21 protein-coding genes are annotated in these 16,366 nt (G+C 36.2%); 13 read left to right on the forward strand and 8 right to left on the reverse strand.

Annotation, left to right across the window (positions count from 1 at the left end; genetic code table 11):
- Positions 1 to 31 precede the first annotated feature (31 nt).
- Entirely contained in the window at positions 32 to 340 is a 309-nt protein-coding gene (locus AC22L0_RS20930; protein ID WP_000248588.1) for a YuzD family protein, read from the reverse strand.
- A 195-nt stretch (positions 341 to 535) separates the two neighbouring features.
- Here AC22L0_RS20930 and AC22L0_RS20935 point away from each other — a divergent pair, with 195 nt between their 5' ends.
- Together AC22L0_RS20935 and AC22L0_RS20940 are read left to right on the forward strand one after the other, a co-directional pair.
- A complete protein-coding gene (locus AC22L0_RS20935) occupies positions 536 to 772 on the forward strand; it encodes a NifU family protein (protein WP_000431159.1) in 237 nt (78 codons plus the stop codon).
- A 308-nt stretch (positions 773 to 1,080) separates the two neighbouring features.
- Complete coding sequence (locus tag AC22L0_RS20940) at positions 1,081 to 1,296, forward strand: hypothetical protein (RefSeq protein ID WP_001125495.1); 216 nt, start codon at positions 1,081 to 1,083, stop codon at positions 1,294 to 1,296.
- A 61-nt stretch (positions 1,297 to 1,357) separates the two neighbouring features.
- On the opposite strand, the gene yutH is transcribed toward AC22L0_RS20940, so the two are convergent.
- A complete protein-coding gene (gene yutH, locus AC22L0_RS20945; RefSeq protein WP_000614218.1) occupies positions 1,358 to 2,359 on the reverse strand; it encodes a spore coat putative kinase YutH in 1,002 nt (333 codons plus the stop codon).
- 120 nt (positions 2,360 to 2,479) lie between these two features.
- Here yutH and AC22L0_RS20950 point away from each other — a divergent pair, with 120 nt between their 5' ends.
- Positions 2,480 to 2,971, forward strand: a complete 492-nt coding sequence (locus AC22L0_RS20950; protein WP_000665094.1) for a phosphatidylglycerophosphatase A family protein — start codon at positions 2,480 to 2,482, stop codon at positions 2,969 to 2,971.
- Between the two features lie 23 nt (positions 2,972 to 2,994).
- Here AC22L0_RS20950 and AC22L0_RS20955 read toward each other — a convergent pair whose 3' ends face one another.
- Positions 2,995 to 3,474: a GNAT family N-acetyltransferase gene (locus tag AC22L0_RS20955; RefSeq protein ID WP_016110886.1), complete on the reverse strand. Its 480-nt coding sequence runs from the start codon at positions 3,472 to 3,474 to the stop codon at positions 2,995 to 2,997.
- Between the two features lie 162 nt (positions 3,475 to 3,636).
- On the opposite strand from AC22L0_RS20955, the gene AC22L0_RS20960 reads away from it, so the two are divergent.
- The 5 genes from AC22L0_RS20960 (at position 3,637) to AC22L0_RS20980 (ending at position 9,097) form a co-directional block, all read left to right on the forward strand.
- A complete protein-coding gene (locus tag AC22L0_RS20960) occupies positions 3,637 to 4,740 on the forward strand; it encodes an HpcH/HpaI aldolase/citrate lyase family protein (RefSeq protein WP_001106078.1) in 1,104 nt (367 codons plus the stop codon).
- Positions 4,685 to 6,031 carry a phosphoribosyltransferase family protein gene (locus tag AC22L0_RS20965; protein ID WP_087964794.1) on the forward strand — a complete coding sequence of 449 codons (1,347 nt, stop codon included), beginning with the start codon at positions 4,685 to 4,687 and terminating at the stop codon, positions 6,029 to 6,031. The genes AC22L0_RS20960 and AC22L0_RS20965 overlap by 56 nt, the downstream gene beginning before the upstream one ends.
- Before the next feature lie 5 nt (positions 6,032 to 6,036).
- Positions 6,037 to 7,149 (forward strand): cysteine protease StiP family protein, encoded by a 1,113-nt coding sequence (locus AC22L0_RS20970; protein WP_000239908.1) that lies wholly within the window; start codon positions 6,037 to 6,039, stop codon positions 7,147 to 7,149.
- On the forward strand, positions 7,146 to 7,961 hold the full coding sequence (locus AC22L0_RS20975) for an HAD family hydrolase (protein ID WP_000575383.1): 816 nt from the start codon (positions 7,146 to 7,148) through the stop codon (positions 7,959 to 7,961). Before AC22L0_RS20970 ends, AC22L0_RS20975 begins: the two co-directional genes overlap by 4 nt.
- Before the next feature lie 554 nt (positions 7,962 to 8,515).
- Positions 8,516 to 9,097, forward strand: coding sequence for an NAD(P)H-dependent oxidoreductase (locus AC22L0_RS20980; protein WP_487272433.1), 582 nt, complete (start codon positions 8,516 to 8,518; stop codon positions 9,095 to 9,097).
- Between the two features lie 225 nt (positions 9,098 to 9,322).
- Here the strand turns inward: AC22L0_RS20980 and AC22L0_RS20985 are convergent, their stop codons facing one another.
- The 3 genes from AC22L0_RS20985 to AC22L0_RS20995 all read right to left on the reverse strand — a co-directional run bounded on the left by AC22L0_RS20985 (position 9,323) and on the right by AC22L0_RS20995 (position 11,350).
- Entirely contained in the window at positions 9,323 to 10,087 is a 765-nt protein-coding gene (locus tag AC22L0_RS20985) for a TIGR01457 family HAD-type hydrolase (protein WP_000276465.1), read from the reverse strand.
- Positions 10,088 to 10,196: 109 nt separating this feature from the next.
- Positions 10,197 to 10,829 (reverse strand): helix-turn-helix transcriptional regulator, encoded by a 633-nt coding sequence (locus tag AC22L0_RS20990; RefSeq protein WP_000503346.1) that lies wholly within the window; start codon positions 10,827 to 10,829, stop codon positions 10,197 to 10,199.
- 80 nt (positions 10,830 to 10,909) lie between these two features.
- On the reverse strand, positions 10,910 to 11,350 hold the full coding sequence (locus AC22L0_RS20995) for a DUF86 domain-containing protein (RefSeq protein WP_000274008.1): 441 nt from the start codon (positions 11,348 to 11,350) through the stop codon (positions 10,910 to 10,912).
- A 147-nt stretch (positions 11,351 to 11,497) separates the two neighbouring features.
- Between AC22L0_RS20995 and glpX the strand changes: the two genes are divergently transcribed.
- From glpX to AC22L0_RS21010, 3 genes are all read left to right on the forward strand, one after another.
- Positions 11,498 to 12,469 (forward strand): class II fructose-bisphosphatase, encoded by a 972-nt coding sequence (glpX, locus tag AC22L0_RS21000; protein WP_000439090.1) that lies wholly within the window; start codon positions 11,498 to 11,500, stop codon positions 12,467 to 12,469.
- A 16-nt stretch (positions 12,470 to 12,485) separates the two neighbouring features.
- Entirely contained in the window at positions 12,486 to 12,752 is a 267-nt protein-coding gene (locus AC22L0_RS21005) for a DUF3055 domain-containing protein (RefSeq protein ID WP_000392606.1), read from the forward strand.
- A gap of 370 nt (positions 12,753 to 13,122) precedes the next feature.
- Positions 13,123 to 13,620: a hypothetical protein gene (locus AC22L0_RS21010; protein ID WP_001174575.1), complete on the forward strand. Its 498-nt coding sequence runs from the start codon at positions 13,123 to 13,125 to the stop codon at positions 13,618 to 13,620.
- A gap of 36 nt (positions 13,621 to 13,656) precedes the next feature.
- On the opposite strand, the gene AC22L0_RS21015 is transcribed toward AC22L0_RS21010, so the two are convergent.
- Positions 13,657 to 13,959 carry a YutD family protein gene (locus AC22L0_RS21015; RefSeq protein WP_000435943.1) on the reverse strand — a complete coding sequence of 101 codons (303 nt, stop codon included), beginning with the start codon at positions 13,957 to 13,959 and terminating at the stop codon, positions 13,657 to 13,659.
- Between the two features lie 118 nt (positions 13,960 to 14,077).
- On the opposite strand from AC22L0_RS21015, the gene AC22L0_RS21020 reads away from it, so the two are divergent.
- Positions 14,078 to 14,656: a YhcN/YlaJ family sporulation lipoprotein gene (locus AC22L0_RS21020; RefSeq protein WP_000744128.1), complete on the forward strand. Its 579-nt coding sequence runs from the start codon at positions 14,078 to 14,080 to the stop codon at positions 14,654 to 14,656.
- A 34-nt stretch (positions 14,657 to 14,690) separates the two neighbouring features.
- Here AC22L0_RS21020 and AC22L0_RS21025 read toward each other — a convergent pair whose 3' ends face one another.
- Positions 14,691 to 15,425, reverse strand: a complete 735-nt coding sequence (locus AC22L0_RS21025; protein ID WP_000178768.1) for a MerR family transcriptional regulator — start codon at positions 15,423 to 15,425, stop codon at positions 14,691 to 14,693.
- Between the two features lie 100 nt (positions 15,426 to 15,525).
- On the opposite strand from AC22L0_RS21025, the gene AC22L0_RS21030 reads away from it, so the two are divergent.
- Positions 15,526 to 16,341: a YhfC family intramembrane metalloprotease gene (locus tag AC22L0_RS21030; protein WP_002101508.1), complete on the forward strand. Its 816-nt coding sequence runs from the start codon at positions 15,526 to 15,528 to the stop codon at positions 16,339 to 16,341.
- Positions 16,342 to 16,366: the final 25 nt, after the last annotated feature.

The following is a 16,366-nucleotide window of genomic DNA, read 5'->3' on the forward strand; positions in this document are numbered from 1 at the left end:
AGCCTTTGCAAATTCGCAAAGACTTCTTGTTTTATAAATATTTCTCGATTTCTTCGTAAACATCCTTCAAACGAGGATTTCCTTCTCCAACAATTTCTCCATTTACAAGAACGACCGGATAAAATAAATCTTCTTCCACTACGCGCTCTGCGAATGCTTTTTTATCCGCATCTTCTTGTTCTTCCTGGAAATCAATATACTCGAAATTAAATTTATTTTCTTGTCCTTCATATTTACGACCAATTGCCGCTTGTAACCATTCAAACGTTTCTGTTGAAGATGGCATTCCAACACAGCTCGCACAAATTACTTTCGTCCCATACACTTGAACATTAACCATTTCTTCTCCCCCACTTCTTGTCCCAACAGTATATTCAGATGTCTTATTACATAAGCACATCATTTTACAAACTTATTCCATACCCCTATACTGAAAAAACACGATACAATATTTCGACAATAAAACAAGAAGAGAAAAAATAGATTTTCCCCTCTATCTTGATTATAATAAAACTGATGAAAGGAGTCGATAAAAATGGAAAACCCACATATGCAAGAACAAGTATTAGAAGTATTAGATAAATTACGTCCATTCTTACTTCGCGATGGCGGAGACGTTGAATTAGTAGACATTGAAGAAGGTATCGTAAAACTACGCCTTATGGGTGCATGCGGAAGCTGCCCAAGTTCTACAATCACACTAAAAGCTGGTATCGAGCGCGCGTTACTTGAAGAAGTACCAGGCGTTATCGAAGTAGAACAAGTATTTTAATTAAAAGCGGAAGCGGCTCGTTCAAAATGTGAGGGGGATGGAGCTTCTGACATAGAGGCGTTTTTTGCCTCACAGGAAGAAGCGAAGCCACCGAACATTTTAGCCGCTGGAGCTGGATATTATCTAGCGGCTCGTTCAAAGTCACTTGCTAAAAGGAGACCAAATTTGGTCTCCTTTTTTTATTCAAATCACATTTATCCGTTAACATCATAAAACAAAATTGGAAATACCTCTCAAAAAATGCGATAATTAATACTATATAGTGAATCGTTCACACATATAAAGTAAAAAACATAGGGGGACGACAGATGCCAAAAATGGGGAACACTTTTTTAACAATTCAAGAACTAGAAAAGAAAAAAGAGTATTTATTAGGCCTTTCATCCGCTATACCAACATGGAATACAAGCTATCAATTTTTATTTAAAGAAATCCAGCAAGAATTATTGGGTAAAGTAAATGAAAAGCTCGAAAGGCATCAATTCGTTTTAAATATATGTACAGATCAGCAGGTAGGGGCATAATGTATTACATAAAATTGTGGTATATAAAAAAGAGACCTCACTCGGTCTCTTTTTTATATTTTTAAGATAACCAATCTAATTTTCTAATCCCAAGCTTATCTACTGGTAAACGAAGTGAGCCATAAAAATGCTTCATAAATTGCTCTGAGCGGTTCACATCGTGTAAAATGGCTTCTAAGCGATCTCTATATATGCTTTTTTGTTCTTCGTTTCCAGTTTGGTAATATCGTTCGACCGTTTCAAAATAGTGCAGCGGGAACAGGAGCCTTGCAAATAATAAGCGCCAGCCAAATGAGGATAGCGAATAATTCCGTTCATAATCCGTAACAAATTGAACGATTGTTTGCTCCCAGTCTTTCTTTTTTTCTATCGTCATATGGCGGATCCATTCTGCAATATCTCGACTCGGGTGATCATACACCCAATCAAAAGGAAGTTTGAGACGCTTCGTTTGATGCCATAATAAAGGTGTGAATCGTTCTTGGCAAATTGTTGCTGCATCCGTTAGTTGCGGCGTATCATCCATTTCTGTATCGACAACATATTGAATGGCATTTTCTGCAACTCCTAAGTAATACGGGAAGGATTCAATAAACAATTGATCGAATACATCTGAAGGGTGGTTCATCACTTGTGATTGCCAAAACTTTTCTAATTGATCGAGCCTTTTTTCCCATAACGCTTTCCATTCACCAATTCGGCTTAATTGCTCAATTTCTTCTGGAAAGAATGCACCTCGTTTATGGAATATAGAAAGCTCACTTCCTAATGACATAGCATGTCGTTCTAACGTGCGCATACCTTTTAATAAGCAATAATTTTGTTCTTCTATCTCACTTACATAGTAGCCGTGTATAGTCGGAACGAAAGTCGCTACAGTTATATCCCCTTGCTGGTTCATATAATCACTGAGCTTTTTCATCTCTACAAGTACTTCTTCCTCCATTTCTCCAATTGGAACAAGTACATAAATTTTGTTGCGAATCCAAAAGCTTTTATAGGGGCCAAGGGGGATTAATTCTTTAACATGCATGTGATAATGCTCATAAATATGCTGAATCATCGCAGTCGCCACCTATGGTTTTTCTTTATATATATGAGCTTGTGCTCGCCTTTCATTCCTATGCACATGATAAAGCAACGAAACGTATACAAATACTAAAAAGAAAAAAAGGTGATAAACATGAAAGAATCAAATCAACTACAAGAAAGAGCATTAAAACTATTACAAGAACGCGGTGTAACAATTGACGATATTGCTGAACTTGTTCATTTTCTTCAAAAAAAATATCATCCAAATTTAGAGATGTCAGAATGCCGTTACAATGTAGAACGTGTACTATCAAAACGTGAAGTACAAAACGCACTGATTACTGGTATCGAGCTTGATGTCCTTGCTGAAAAGGGAATGCTAAGTGAACCGTTACAAGATATTGTAAAACGTGATGAAGGCTTATACGGAATTGATGAAGTTATCGCACTTTCTATCGTGAATGTGTACGGCTCTATCGGTTTCACGAACTTTGGATATATTGATAAATTAAAACCTGGTATTTTAGAATACTTAAATGATAAATCAACTGGAAAGGTGCACACGTTCCTTGATGATATCGTTGGCGGAATCGCTGCCGCTGCTTCAAGCCGTTTAGCGCACCGAGCTGAGCACTCAGAATAATAGTGTTTTCTAGGCCGTCAGGTTCATGCTGACGGTCTTTCATATTCCATCAGCATAAATTCTCTTCCGCGACTCAAAAAAATAGGCCCTTGCTTAAATCCGATATTTTTATATAACGTAATCGCTCTTGTATTAAATGTCGCTACGCTTAATCGAAACATTTTTGCATTAAACTCTTTCGTGGCAAACGCTATTCCAGCTTGGAAGAATTCTTTCCCCATTCCTTTCCCTGTTAACGCCGGCTTCATGCCAAGTCCGGTATCAATCACATCTTCTCCACCATATAAATGAGCATCTCTTCCACCTGGTACTTGTGCATTTGCTCCAAAACAAAAATAACCGATGAAGTCTCCTTGATCATCACAACAGCCATAATACGTTCCATCTAATAGCTCTTCCATTACTTCTTTCTCGCCTGAAAAACTATATAAATTATATGGTTCCTCGTACGTCCAAGTATTTATCTCATTTGCTTCTTCCTCTGTTAATTTATGTATATCCACTTTCTCTTTCCCCCTATTATATTTCTATTAACAATATTCGATATTCATCTTATAATTCATCTTTCTCAATATATTTTTTTAATTTCTTGCTTCATTTTTATGGAAGATTTTTCTTATTATGTTACGATTAAACAGAATCATTATAAATAAGGTGGTGACAATTTGAATTACTTTTCTTATCTCTCCTCAGAAGAACGGCAAAATTTTTTCTATAAAGAACCTCTTAATTTTTCAAAAAATATAGGAAAAGAACAACTAGCTTACGCACTAGGCGCTACACTATATACTCCTGGCACGAAAGAAACGATTGCGGAAGATATAATTAGAAGGAAACATGTGGATGCTATCTCAATTATTCTTTGTCTAGAGGACGCTATAAGCGATGAGGAAGTAAAACTTGCAGAGCAAAACATCGTCGTTCAAATACAGCAAATCGCTAACTTAGTCAGTGCCAACATACTAAATCAAGCAGACATCCCACTCCTTTTTATTAGAGTTCGACAGCCAAGTCAAATGAAGAAAATTGTTACTGAATTAGGTAGTGCCGTTCATTGTTTATGTGGTTTTGTCTTTCCAAAATTCACACCGATTAACGGAAAGACTTATATCGATCAGCTTGCATATATAAACGAGTTATACTCATTATCGCTATATGGCATGCCGATTTTAGAATCACCCGAAATTATGTATAAGGAAACACGGGCAGAATCATTATTACAAATAAAGGATTTACTAGATTCTTATCACGATTACATCTTAAATGTACGTATTGGTGCTACTGATTTTTCAAGTATATTTAGTATTCGGCGTAATAAATACACACCTATCTATCATATTACTGTTGTCCGTGATTGTATTTCAGACATTATTAACGTTTTCTCAAGGGCAACAAATGAATATATTATTTCAGGATGTGTATGGGAATATTTTTCTAATGATCATGAAGAAGGGCTTATTCAAGAGGTATCGCTTGACCATGCAAATGGCTTAATCGGAAAGACAGTTATTCACCCATCTCATATTAAAGTTGTACAGGCAATGCACATTGTCACAATGGAAGATTATTTAGATGCGAGATTAATTTTACAAAATGCAGATACGTATAATGGAGTGCTAAAAAGCAGTTTTTCTAACAAAATGAATGAAGTAAAACCTCATTATGGGTGGGCTCGCAAAACCATTTTAAAATCTAATATTTACGGGGTGCTACATGAAAACAAACAATTCACCGATCTCCTTATTACAAACGCAAAGCAACACGTATAACGTTTTAAATACTATACAAGTTCATGTAGAAGTACGTGATAATCCATATAATTTAGCGCTAGACAATCTTTTTCAAATGGCTGCGAGAATAAATAAGAAACGTAGTTTTTTATTTGTGAGTACAATCCTTGGAAAGCATCTTCCTATTAAACCTACAGTCTCTCTATCAAGTGGAGTTGCTCTCGCTGCAAGATATATGGAAATACTACATAATATTTCTCATCCATTTCAAAAAGAAATTTTAAATCTCATTTCATTAGAAATTGATGAAATCCCAGAGGAAGTATTTCGTTATCAATATCCTCTGCAAGAAGAAGTTTTGTTCATCGGATTCGCTGAAACAGCGACATCACTTGGTCATTCTATGTTTCAATGCTTTCAAAATGCAAAGTATGTACATACAACTAGGGAATCGATACCCCACCTAGAATCTGTCATTACATTTGAGGAAGAACATTCTCATGCAACATCACACCGTTGTTATGTAGATGAAAGCTTTTTTCAAAACAACAATCCAATTGTTCTCGTAGATGATGAGATGACAACAGGAAAAACAGCATTAAATATTATTAGATCTATTCAAAATAAATTCCCACGAGAAGAATATATAATTGCTTCTTTGTTAGACTGGCGTTCTCATACTAATAGAAAACAATTTAAACAATTAGAAGAAGAACTTCAAATTAAGGTTCATGTTATTTCTTTATTAGAAGGCAGTATTCATACAACTGGCCAACCATTAAATATTGCAAAAAAAGAGATTCAAATTGAAGAAACAAAACCTGATTTCAAAAAACATACCCTTACCTGCCTAAAATCACCCTATACATCAAATTATATAAAATATACTGGGCGATTTGGCATTTCAGCATATGAACAAAAGCACATTCATTCTTTCGCCCAAGAAGCAGGAAAAACTTTAAAAAGAGAAAGAATTGGAAAACGAACACTCTGTCTCGGAACGGGTGAATTTATGTATATCCCAATGAAAATTGCTGCTGAAATGGGTGAAAATATTTTATATCAATCTACAACAAGAAGCCCTATCCATTCTGTTTCAAATGATGTGAACTACGCCATTCATAATCATTTCTCATATCCAAGTCCTGAAGATTCTACTATTACAAATTACTTTTATAATATTTCACCTCATGATTACGATGAAGTATTTGTTTTCATTGAGCGTGATTTAGGGGAAGAAGCCCTATCTCCTCTTCTACAGCAGTTACAAACAGTTATTCCTTTTATTCATATCGTCTCATTTTCAAATAGCATAGAAAAGGAAGGTTGATAATTATGGTAAAATTAAATTCTCATATTAGTAGTTACAATCCAAATGATGCTATTTTTCTATTAAAAGATATTAGTGATTTAATGAAAGAAAGTTCCACGGAAACTAGAGAACAAGCAATTCAAGCTGGCACACATTATTCCGAAATGTTACCAATGGAATATAAACCCTCTAAAGCGTATATGGATTTATTCTTTTCTTCCCTGCAACAATACAAACACAAACTAGCCATCGCTGTTGGAGTTGTCGCCGAACAGATTATACAAACTAAAGGAACTAACCTTGTCCTCGTTTCATTAGCTCGTGCTGGTACACCTATTGGCATTCTTATCAAACGCTACATACGCTATCAATACAACCTTGATGTACCTCACTATTGTATTTCTATTGTTCGCGGACGCGGTATTGATGAAAATGCACTCCATTATATTTTGGAACATCACCCTAAAGAAACAATTCAATTCATTGATGGGTGGACTGGAAAAGGTGCAATAAAAAAAGAATTAGAATATGCAGTACACACATTTAACGAACGAAATAATACACACATTTCTCATTGTATGGCTGTGCTTGCTGATCCCGGTTACTGTACTTCAATTTACGGTACACGTGAAGATTTTCTTATTCCTAGCGCTTGCTTAAATGCAACAGTCTCTGGACTCATTAGCCGCACTGTACTAAATGACACCTATATCGGTCCAAATGATTTTCATGGTGTTAAATATTATAAAGAGCTAGAACAAGAAGACTTATCAAATTTATTCATTGATGAGGTAACAGATTTATTCCCTTCTGTTCATTCTCATATAGATAATCAATTACGTTATATTACTTCAACTTACACTGATCCCTCTTGGCAAGGATTAAAAGATATACAGTCTATCCAAAATCACTTTGAAATTGACGATATTAACTTAATCAAACCAGGAGTGGGCGAAACAACTCGTGTATTACTCCGGAGAATACCATGGAAAATTTTAATACGGAAGCAAAACAATCCCGATTTAAAGCATATTTTACTTCTTGCTAAAGAAAAGAATGTCCCTATTGAAATCTATGAGAATATGGCTTATTCATGTTGCGGGCTCATTAAGCCTCTTAAGAGGGAAACGATATGATTTTCGCCAGTGATCTTGATCAGACGCTTATTTATTCCCGGAAATCGTTTCGTGCCCCTATAGAAGATGAATCAATTCAACTCATTGAAACTTTAGATGGGAAAGAAATTTCTTTCATATCACATAAAACCATTTCACTACTAAAAAAATTGCAACTGCACTCACATTTCATCCCAGTTACAACAAGAACTATTGAGCAGTTTCAGCGTATTTCTTTATTCCAAGACGAAATCATTCCCGAATACGCCATTACAAGTAACGGCGGTAATATCCTTCATAACGGTAAACAAGATGGTACTTGGAACAGGATAGTAAAAGAAAGACTATCGTTTGAATGTATAGAGGGAAACGACATACTAAAGGAATTTGGACAAATAGCTCATAAAGATTGGGTTATATCACAAAAAACAGCTGATGATCTATTCCATTATTGCATTATTAAACGGGAGAACATTCCTTATGATGAATTATCATCCTTCACTTCCTGGTTAGACAAACAAGGCTGGAATCATTCACTTCAAGGTAGAAAGCTATACTTTGTACCAAAACCAATTAACAAATGGGACGCCGTGCAATATATAAAAGAAATTTTGCAAATAGATACGATTATTACAGCTGGGGATTCTTTACTTGATTTATGCATGCTTGAAAAGGCGAACCATGCCTTTGCACCACTTCATGGTGAGTTAGGGGCAATGCATGATAACTTACAACCTCATATTTTAAAAACAGACGCAATCGGCATATATGCCGCAGAAGAAATCGTAAATAAATCACTTCAAATTATTCACAGTTCATTACCTACCTCATGATCATAATATGCACAATTGCATACGCACCACAATTAAACAAATGGTACAATCTATTTGAATCGCTGTTGCTACACTTCTTGATTAAAGAAAAGGCGTTAACACGGAAATTAGCGTCTTATCAACCTCAAGCAATTGGCACATTTTGTCATCTTAAAAGACACTCCACGAGTGTCTTTTTTTCTATATCCAACAAGGACTTACTCATTTCAAAGTATAAATACATAAAATAATGTAAATCATTACACGCATGAATCACTTTCTAAAAGTTATAAAGTAGATTCAAAATAAAAAAGCACTCTTAACTAGAGTGCTTTTTACTTTCAAACAAGGAGGCTACATATATGGATAGTACTCTCGTATTTAACTTCGGCATTGGTATTGTCATTATTTTATTTGTCTTTTTTGTACTTTGTATGAGCGGGGTATAAAAAGGCGATTTTCGGGCGTCTTTTTATACATACATATGTATTACTTGACTTCTATAAAGGTAGTAACCATAATAGTTACAGATATACAAATAACTATTCACATATCCACAAATAGGAGGAAGAAAAATGAAACATGTAATCGTTTATGCACACCCGAATACAGAAAGCTTCAACCATGCGATTTTAGAAACGGTAAAAAGTGAATTAGAAGGAAAAGGTCACGAAGTACGCGTTCGCGATCTATACGAATTAAACTTTAATCCAGTATTAGGCGCTTCCGATTTCATCTCATTTTCTAAAGGAAATACACCAGAAGATATTAAAGAAGAACAAGAACATATCTCTTGGGCTGACAGCATTACATTTATTTATCCAGTTTGGTGGGCGGGACTTCCTGCTATTTTAAAAGGATACGTTGACCGTGTGTTTAGCCATGGATTTGCTTATGCTTACGGTGAAAACGGTATTGAAAAGTTATTAAGCGGTAAAAAAGGATTGTTATTATCTACAATGGGTAATACGAAAGAGGCATACACAGCAGGCGGCATGTTTGATGCAATGAAGAAAACAGCGGATGTTGGTATTTTTGAATTTACAGGCATTGAAACAATTGAGCATACATTCTATACAAGTGTTCCTTCTGTGAATGACAGTGTGCGTAAACAATATCTTGAAGAGGTTAAAGACGTTGTGAATCGTGCGTTCTAATAAAATTATATCAGTGATTTTCTAAATATATCAGCGCAACTCATATTATATCAGCGATTTTCTAAATATATCGGCGCAACTCAGATTATATCGGCGATTTTTCAAATATATCGACTTACCGACAAAAATCGACACTAGTCACAACTGAATGTTAGCCCACACCAATCGGGCTGCCCGCAAATATTAGAAAAAAAGCTGTTCCAAAGTTTGGAACAGCTTTCTTCATTACATCTTCTCAATCCACTCCGTCAAGTTATGCACAACTTGCGTTGGTTGTACTTCGTATTCTGTTAACTTCTCCACAGTTGTGACTCCAGTGTGGACAAGAAGGGTATGCATGCCAGCATTTATTCCTGCTAAAATGTCTGTATCGTAGTTATCCCCAACCATTAATGCTTCTTTTTTTTCTATGCCAAGTACTTTTAAAGCTTGTTCCATAATGATTGATTCTGGTTTTCCGATAAAGATTGGATCCACACCTGTTGATACTGCTACAACTGATGTTAATGAGCCGTTACCTGGTAATAATCCGCGCTCAGTCGGAATGGCAATGTCTCCATTTGTGGAAATAAACGTTGCGCCGTTACGCACAGCAAGACACGCTTTTGCTAACTTTTCATATGTGATGTCACGATCTAAACCAACAACAACGAAATCAGGATTTTCATCCACAAGTTCAAATCCTTTTTCCACAAGTGCATCGTGTAAGCCTTCTTCACCAATCATATATACAGTTGCGTCTTGTTTACGTTCATAAATGAAGTTCGCAGTCGCCATACTCGTTGTGAATACTTGCTCTGCTTTCGCTGGAATATCGAAACGAACAAGTTTTTCTGCCACTTGTTCTGGTTTACGCGTTGAGTTATTCGTAACGAATAAATAAGGAATGCCGCGCTCTCCTAATGCTTTTACGAAGTCGCTTGCCTCTTCAATTTGTTCTTCTCCGCGATACATCGTACCGTCTAAGTCAATTAAGTAACCTTTATACATCGATTATGTCTCTCCTTCTATGCTAACGTTCTCACCTTATCATACCACTCTTATATTACCCGCTTTTTCCAAAGAAAAAAACGCTTTACCTAAAAGCGCCCCATAACGTTCATTTTTTCTCTTTTACTTGGTAAGAACAACTACAATCGCCCTCACACATATTTGCTAACGTCTTTACATCTGCTCCTGCAAATAAACGCTTATACATCTCTTTTTCATCTTCACATACTTGCGGGAATCTCTCTGCAATTTCCTTTAACGGACAGTTTTGTTTTTCAATTACGAAAGAATTCTCTCCATCTCTCTTTATTTGAACCATATAACCGTTTTTCTCTTGCATAGCTGCTATCTCTTGCACTTTATATGCTAAATTCTTTTGATTACTCACTCTCTTTTGTAACTGTTCTTCCATTCGCTTCGTTCTCTCTTTTAAAACGTAACGAAGTATTTTTTCATCACCCATTCGAGCTAAATCTTCTAGCATATCAATCGCAAATTGCTTATACTCTTTCGGGAATGTATCTTCTCCCTTTTCACTTAATCCATACAAATAAGTTGGTCTTCCGACATGTTGCCTTACCATCTTAGAATAAATGAGTCCGTCTTTCTCAAGATTACTTAAATGTCTTCGGATCGCCATTTCTGTAATCTCTAAAACGTCAGCTAGTTCAGCTACCGTGTGCTCTCCCTTTACTTTCAACAATTGTACAATTTCGTCTTTCGTAGTACGTGCTTCCCCCATACTTCACCCTTCTCCCTTTTCTTTCTCACATACAATATAAGATCCCCAAAAGGCATTCTCTGGGGATCTTATAAGCATAATTATTCTGGTACAAATGCAGATACAGGTCCTAATTCCTTTTCTAAATAACTGCGAACATTTGCTGGGTATTTCTCTACCACTGCAATATGTTTTTGAATCGTCTTATATAATTCATCATGATTCATTTGAATATAGTCTTGCGTAAGCATTTTTCGAAGAAGGATAATTTCTTTCATCCCTTGTCCATCTTCTTCACTTATCACTCGCTCGTCCATTAAAATATCAATAATATCTTCATAGCTTCCTGGATCGCGCATAATAAATCCATCAATCATCGCATTCCCGGCATCTAATACAGTATCAATAATAAGATGGGCTATGCGCTCTAATGCGTAAAATTCAAACTCGGTTTCATATATCTTTTTCTCTTGAAATGTACTTGTTGCTCGTTCTAAACATACTAGCATTTGTTCTATTTTCTTTCTGTCTACAAAATACATGAATGTCACCTACCTGGAAATTAAAGCATTTACATTTTAATTGTAACGCTTTCTTCTGAAAAAATCGACAATTTTTCGAATTCACCTTTTCTCCGTTATTTGTTATAGTTATATTTGTATGATTTTTGAAATTGGAGGAATGGAATCTTGGAACGTGAACTCGCACTAGAAATTGTCCGTGTAACAGAAGCAGCAGCCTTAGCATCCGCACAGTGGATGGGCCGCGGAAAGAAAAATGAAGCAGATGATGCAGCAACTACAGCAATGCGTGATATGTTCGATTCAGTAAACATGGCAGGTACAGTTGTAATTGGTGAAGGAGAACTTGATGAAGCACCGATGTTGTATATTGGTGAAGAACTAGGAACAGGTAACGGTCCAGAAGTAGACATCGCCGTTGACCCATTAGAAGGTACAAACATCGTTGCAAAAGGTCTTGCAAATGCAATGGCAGTTATTGCAATCGCAGACAAAGGGAACCTTCTTCATGCTCCTGATATGTACATGGAAAAAATCGCGGTTGGTCCAAAAGCAGCTGGTAAAATTAGCTTAGATGATCCAATTGAAAAAACAATTGAAATTGTAGCAGAAGCTAACAATAAAAAGATTCGCGATCTAACGGTTATCGTTCAAGAACGTGAACGTCATCAAGATATTATTGATCGTGTTCGTGCAAAAGGTGCGCGCGTAAAATTATTTGGTGACGGTGATGTTGGTGCGTCAATCGCAACAGCACTACCTGGAACGGGTATCGACTTATTCGTAGGTATTGGCGGAGCTCCAGAAGGTGTTATTTCTGCAGCAGCATTAAAGTGCCTTGAAGGTGAAATGCAAGCTCGTTTAGTTCCAATGAACGAAGAAGAAGAAGCTCGTTGTCGTGAAATGGGATTAGAAGATCCTCGTCAACTTCTTATGTTAGATGACTTAGTATCTGGGGATGATGCAATCTTCTCAGCAACTGGTGTATCTGCTGGTGAGTTATTAGACGGTGTTAAATTCCTTGGTGGAGATTTAGCTGAAACATACTCTATCGTAATGCGTTACAAAACAAGAACAGTACGATTCATTAAAACGCATCACCATTTAGATCATAAACCACACTTAAACTTAGATATTTAATAAAGGAGCCATGTGTATGGAAGAACGTTTCTTTCTGTACGACGATACTGTCGCTACAAAAACTCGTTTCGTTAGCTTTATGGGAGAAAATGAGCGTCACGATTTAGCGCTATTATACTCCGATCGTCATTACGGTAAAACAATTGTCCTTGATATGCAACGCAATAAATTTGCAATCATCGGTGCTGACGATTTAAACGAACCAGGCTACTTAGAGCACGCATTTTCTATGACTGAAGAAATTGCAGAAGAATTACGCTCATTTTTATTTGAACTTATATAATTTATCTTAGGCACCAGCTGTTTTAGCTGGTGTTTTTTCATTATAAGTATTTTTAATTTTCAAACTAATATGTTATGATTAAGAATAAATCTATTTGGGTAGAAAGGACGTTATCTACGTATGCCAACATTTACTTTGTAATGGACCAGCAATTGGATAGCATTACTCTCAAAAAAGCACCACGCTTTTTCAAGGGAGTAGTCTGCCCATTCCCATTACAAAGGAACGTAACGCATCTGTAGTATGATGTTTACGGAGGTTCCTAAGGGAACCTCCTTTTATTTTTGTCTTTTTCTCATGTCTTCATACTACAAGACATCCAAATAGCTGTATTACGTTCCTTTGCCACTACTATAAGAGGTGAAGGAAAATGCAGAAAGTACAACTTTCTTGGAGTTTATATGAAAATGAACAAAACACAATCGAAAAGTATTGTAAAAATTGCAGACGCACTACCCTATTTACCGACACAAATATTCGTAGGCATAACGCCAACGGAAAAAACATATACCGCTTTGCCATTTATAAATGTCCGAAAGATCATACGTGGAATCAAAAACTGCGTATTTATAAATCATTTACTGATCACGTTGAAACAGTCGATATGACGCAGCAAGATCAAGCCGAAACAACTACTACTATTTCCATTATGCAACATAAAGAAAACGGCATAGCTAAAATCACGATCGTATTAGACATCGTTTTCGGTTCCCACCGCATCGATAAAGCCTTATCCACATATATTTCCGACTGGAGCCGTACACGCATTGTGGATAAAATTAAAAATGGGGATATTCAATTGAATGGACAACAAATGAAGCCAAATACAATACTATCTGAAGGAGATTATATCTCGATTTGTTTATAATGCAAAAAATCCTCTTACAATCGTAAGAGGATTTTTTTATTTCTTCACTTTTCGCAATACGAAGTGTGCACAACCGAAGTTACAGTACTCGTATAAATACTCCGTTAACGTACTAATTTTCGTATCATATGTCGCACGCTGGTTACTATCATCAAAGAATCCGCGCAATCTAAGTTGCTCATATCCCCAGTCTCCAACGATATAATCATATTTATTTAAAATTTCTGCATAGCGCTCTTTAAATGCTTCTTCACTAAAACCGTCACGAAAGTTTTTAATTACTTCGTACTGCACATTATTAATGCTCACCGTAGCATGAATCTCTTGCTTTTGCTCCATCATTAACTTCCTCTCTAAGCATTCTTCTTTTTATCGTATCACAAAGCATAACAACCAACAATTTCAAATACAAAAAATTGCAAATTAGTACATGCTATGGAGAAGGAGGTGATACATCGTGAAAAAACAAATTTTACTTTCCCTTCTCACTATTTCCTTATTTGCAGGGTGCCAATCAGCGAACAAAGCTGAAATGGAACGTGAAGAAGGAAGCCGTGTTCTTGTTTCCAATAAAAATGACATGTATCATACGGAAAATACAAATACACGGCTCACAAGGGTCGGCTATTCATCTAAACAAAAGCATGAAGTATCTAACAAACAAGTAGGAGCCATTAACCGTGAGAAAGTTGCTGAAATGATTACAAGTATGACAGTCAAACTTCCTGACGTTACAAACGCTGCTACGCTCGTTACCGATGATGAAGTATTTGTTGTATACCGTGCAAACACAACGGATCCAAAACTCGTAGCAGATCAAGTATATAGAGCTGCTTTGTCCATCGTCCCTCGCTATTATAAAGCATATGTATCAACAGACCAAAAGTTGATTTCCCAAATTCAAGGTCTTCAATCTGGCGCATTAAATGATACAGAATATACGCAAAGCCTCGATATGCTAAAACGTGAAATGAGTAAAAATCCTCATTTGAACAATACGGGAGATCAGACTTTGAATGATATGATTAAAAAGTAAAACAGGTGGAGAAAATCTCCACCTGTTTTACTTTTTATTTTTTATTACGATTCGCATAAACCTCCATCGCATCACACATAAACTGCGCTAACCCTTCACCAAACTTATCGATATTTTTCGTAAAGCGCTCATCAGCGACGTACATTTGACCGAGTCCTTTAAAAGCATCTAATGAATATGCACCGAAGTTTTGCAAGTAATCGTACCACACTCCAATTGCTTCTTGTGCCTCTTTAGAATCTGGTGCTCCGTGTCTAAGCGCTGCTAAATTTCTATAAATAGCATTAAACTCCTCTTGGTTCTCTTTTGACATACCTTTTGCATATTCGTTCGCTTTATCTACAGCTGCATCTCCCCATTTTTCCCGTGCTTCTTCTTCATATGGGTTATGGCTGAAATCGAATCCTTCAAATTTCTCTTTATTCGTCATTTCAATCTCTCCTTTTGTATGCTGAATTGTTTTATCAATCGTCGCAATCACCTTATCTAATCTAGCACGCTTTTCAAGAAGCATTTTCTTATGAAGCTCTAGTGCCTCTTCGCGATCAAATGATGGACTCATGATAATCTCTTTAATCTTTTTCAAAGGGAAGCCTAGCTCTTTAAAAAACAAAATTTGCTGCAATGTCTCTAAATTTTCATTGGAATACAGACGATATCCAGACTCTGTCGTCTCGTCCGGGGTTAACAACCCAATTTCATCGTAATGATGCAGTGTGCGCACACTAATTCCAACTAAATCAGCTACTTCTTTTACTCTCATTGTCATTTGTATCTCCCCCTTAGTACATACGATAAAGTATGACGCAACGTTAGAGTCAATAAGTAAATTCATTTTATCTTAAAAAGTTTCATCTCTTCTATATTTGATGCATAATAGTTATGTACATATATTAGAAAGCGGTGAAAGTATGGTTTCAAATACTGTAATTGCCAGCATCATCTTTCAACTCATTGTCTCGATTCTGGTCCCAATTATTGTACTCGTTTATTTCCGTAAAAAATATAATATGAATTGGAAAGTAGTCGGCATTGGTGTTCTTATCTTTATCGGATTTACCCAAATTCTTGAAACACCATTCCACCTATTTATGCGCGGTAATCCAACAATCGCTCCATTTTTAGAAAATCCGTTTGTCTTCGCAATTTATGGCGGATTGACTGCTGGTATTTTTGAAGAATTAGGACGCTTCGTTGCCTTCTTCTTCTTACTAAAAAAATATCTAGAATATAAAGATGGCTTCGCTTATGGAATTGGTCACGGCGGAATTGAATCTATTTTAATTGGCGGTTTTTCTGCATTACAAGCATTAATCTTTGCTAATTCTATTAACGATGGTAGCTTCGCTCGACTGATTGAACAAAAACCCGAGCTGAGCATTTTACAGGACATGTTAATTCAGCAACCTGCCTACTTATACTTCCTTGGTAGCTTAGAAAGAATTATGGCACTCGTGCTTCAAATCGCCTTTACAATGCTTGTTTTATACGCAGTAAAACAGAAGAAATATATCTTCCTAGTATACGCTATACTATTCCACGCATTTGTAGACTTTTTCGCGGCACTTTACCAAACAAAAACAATCAATATCTTCGTTGCAGAAGGAATTACACTTCTTTGTACAATTGGCGCTGTCGTTCTTATTCGCAAAATGAAAGCGAAATTAATGAGTGTACCGGAGTAAAAAATAAACCACCGATTGGTGGTTT

The sequence above is a fragment of the Bacillus sp. LQ01 genome, assembly GCF_057624735.1.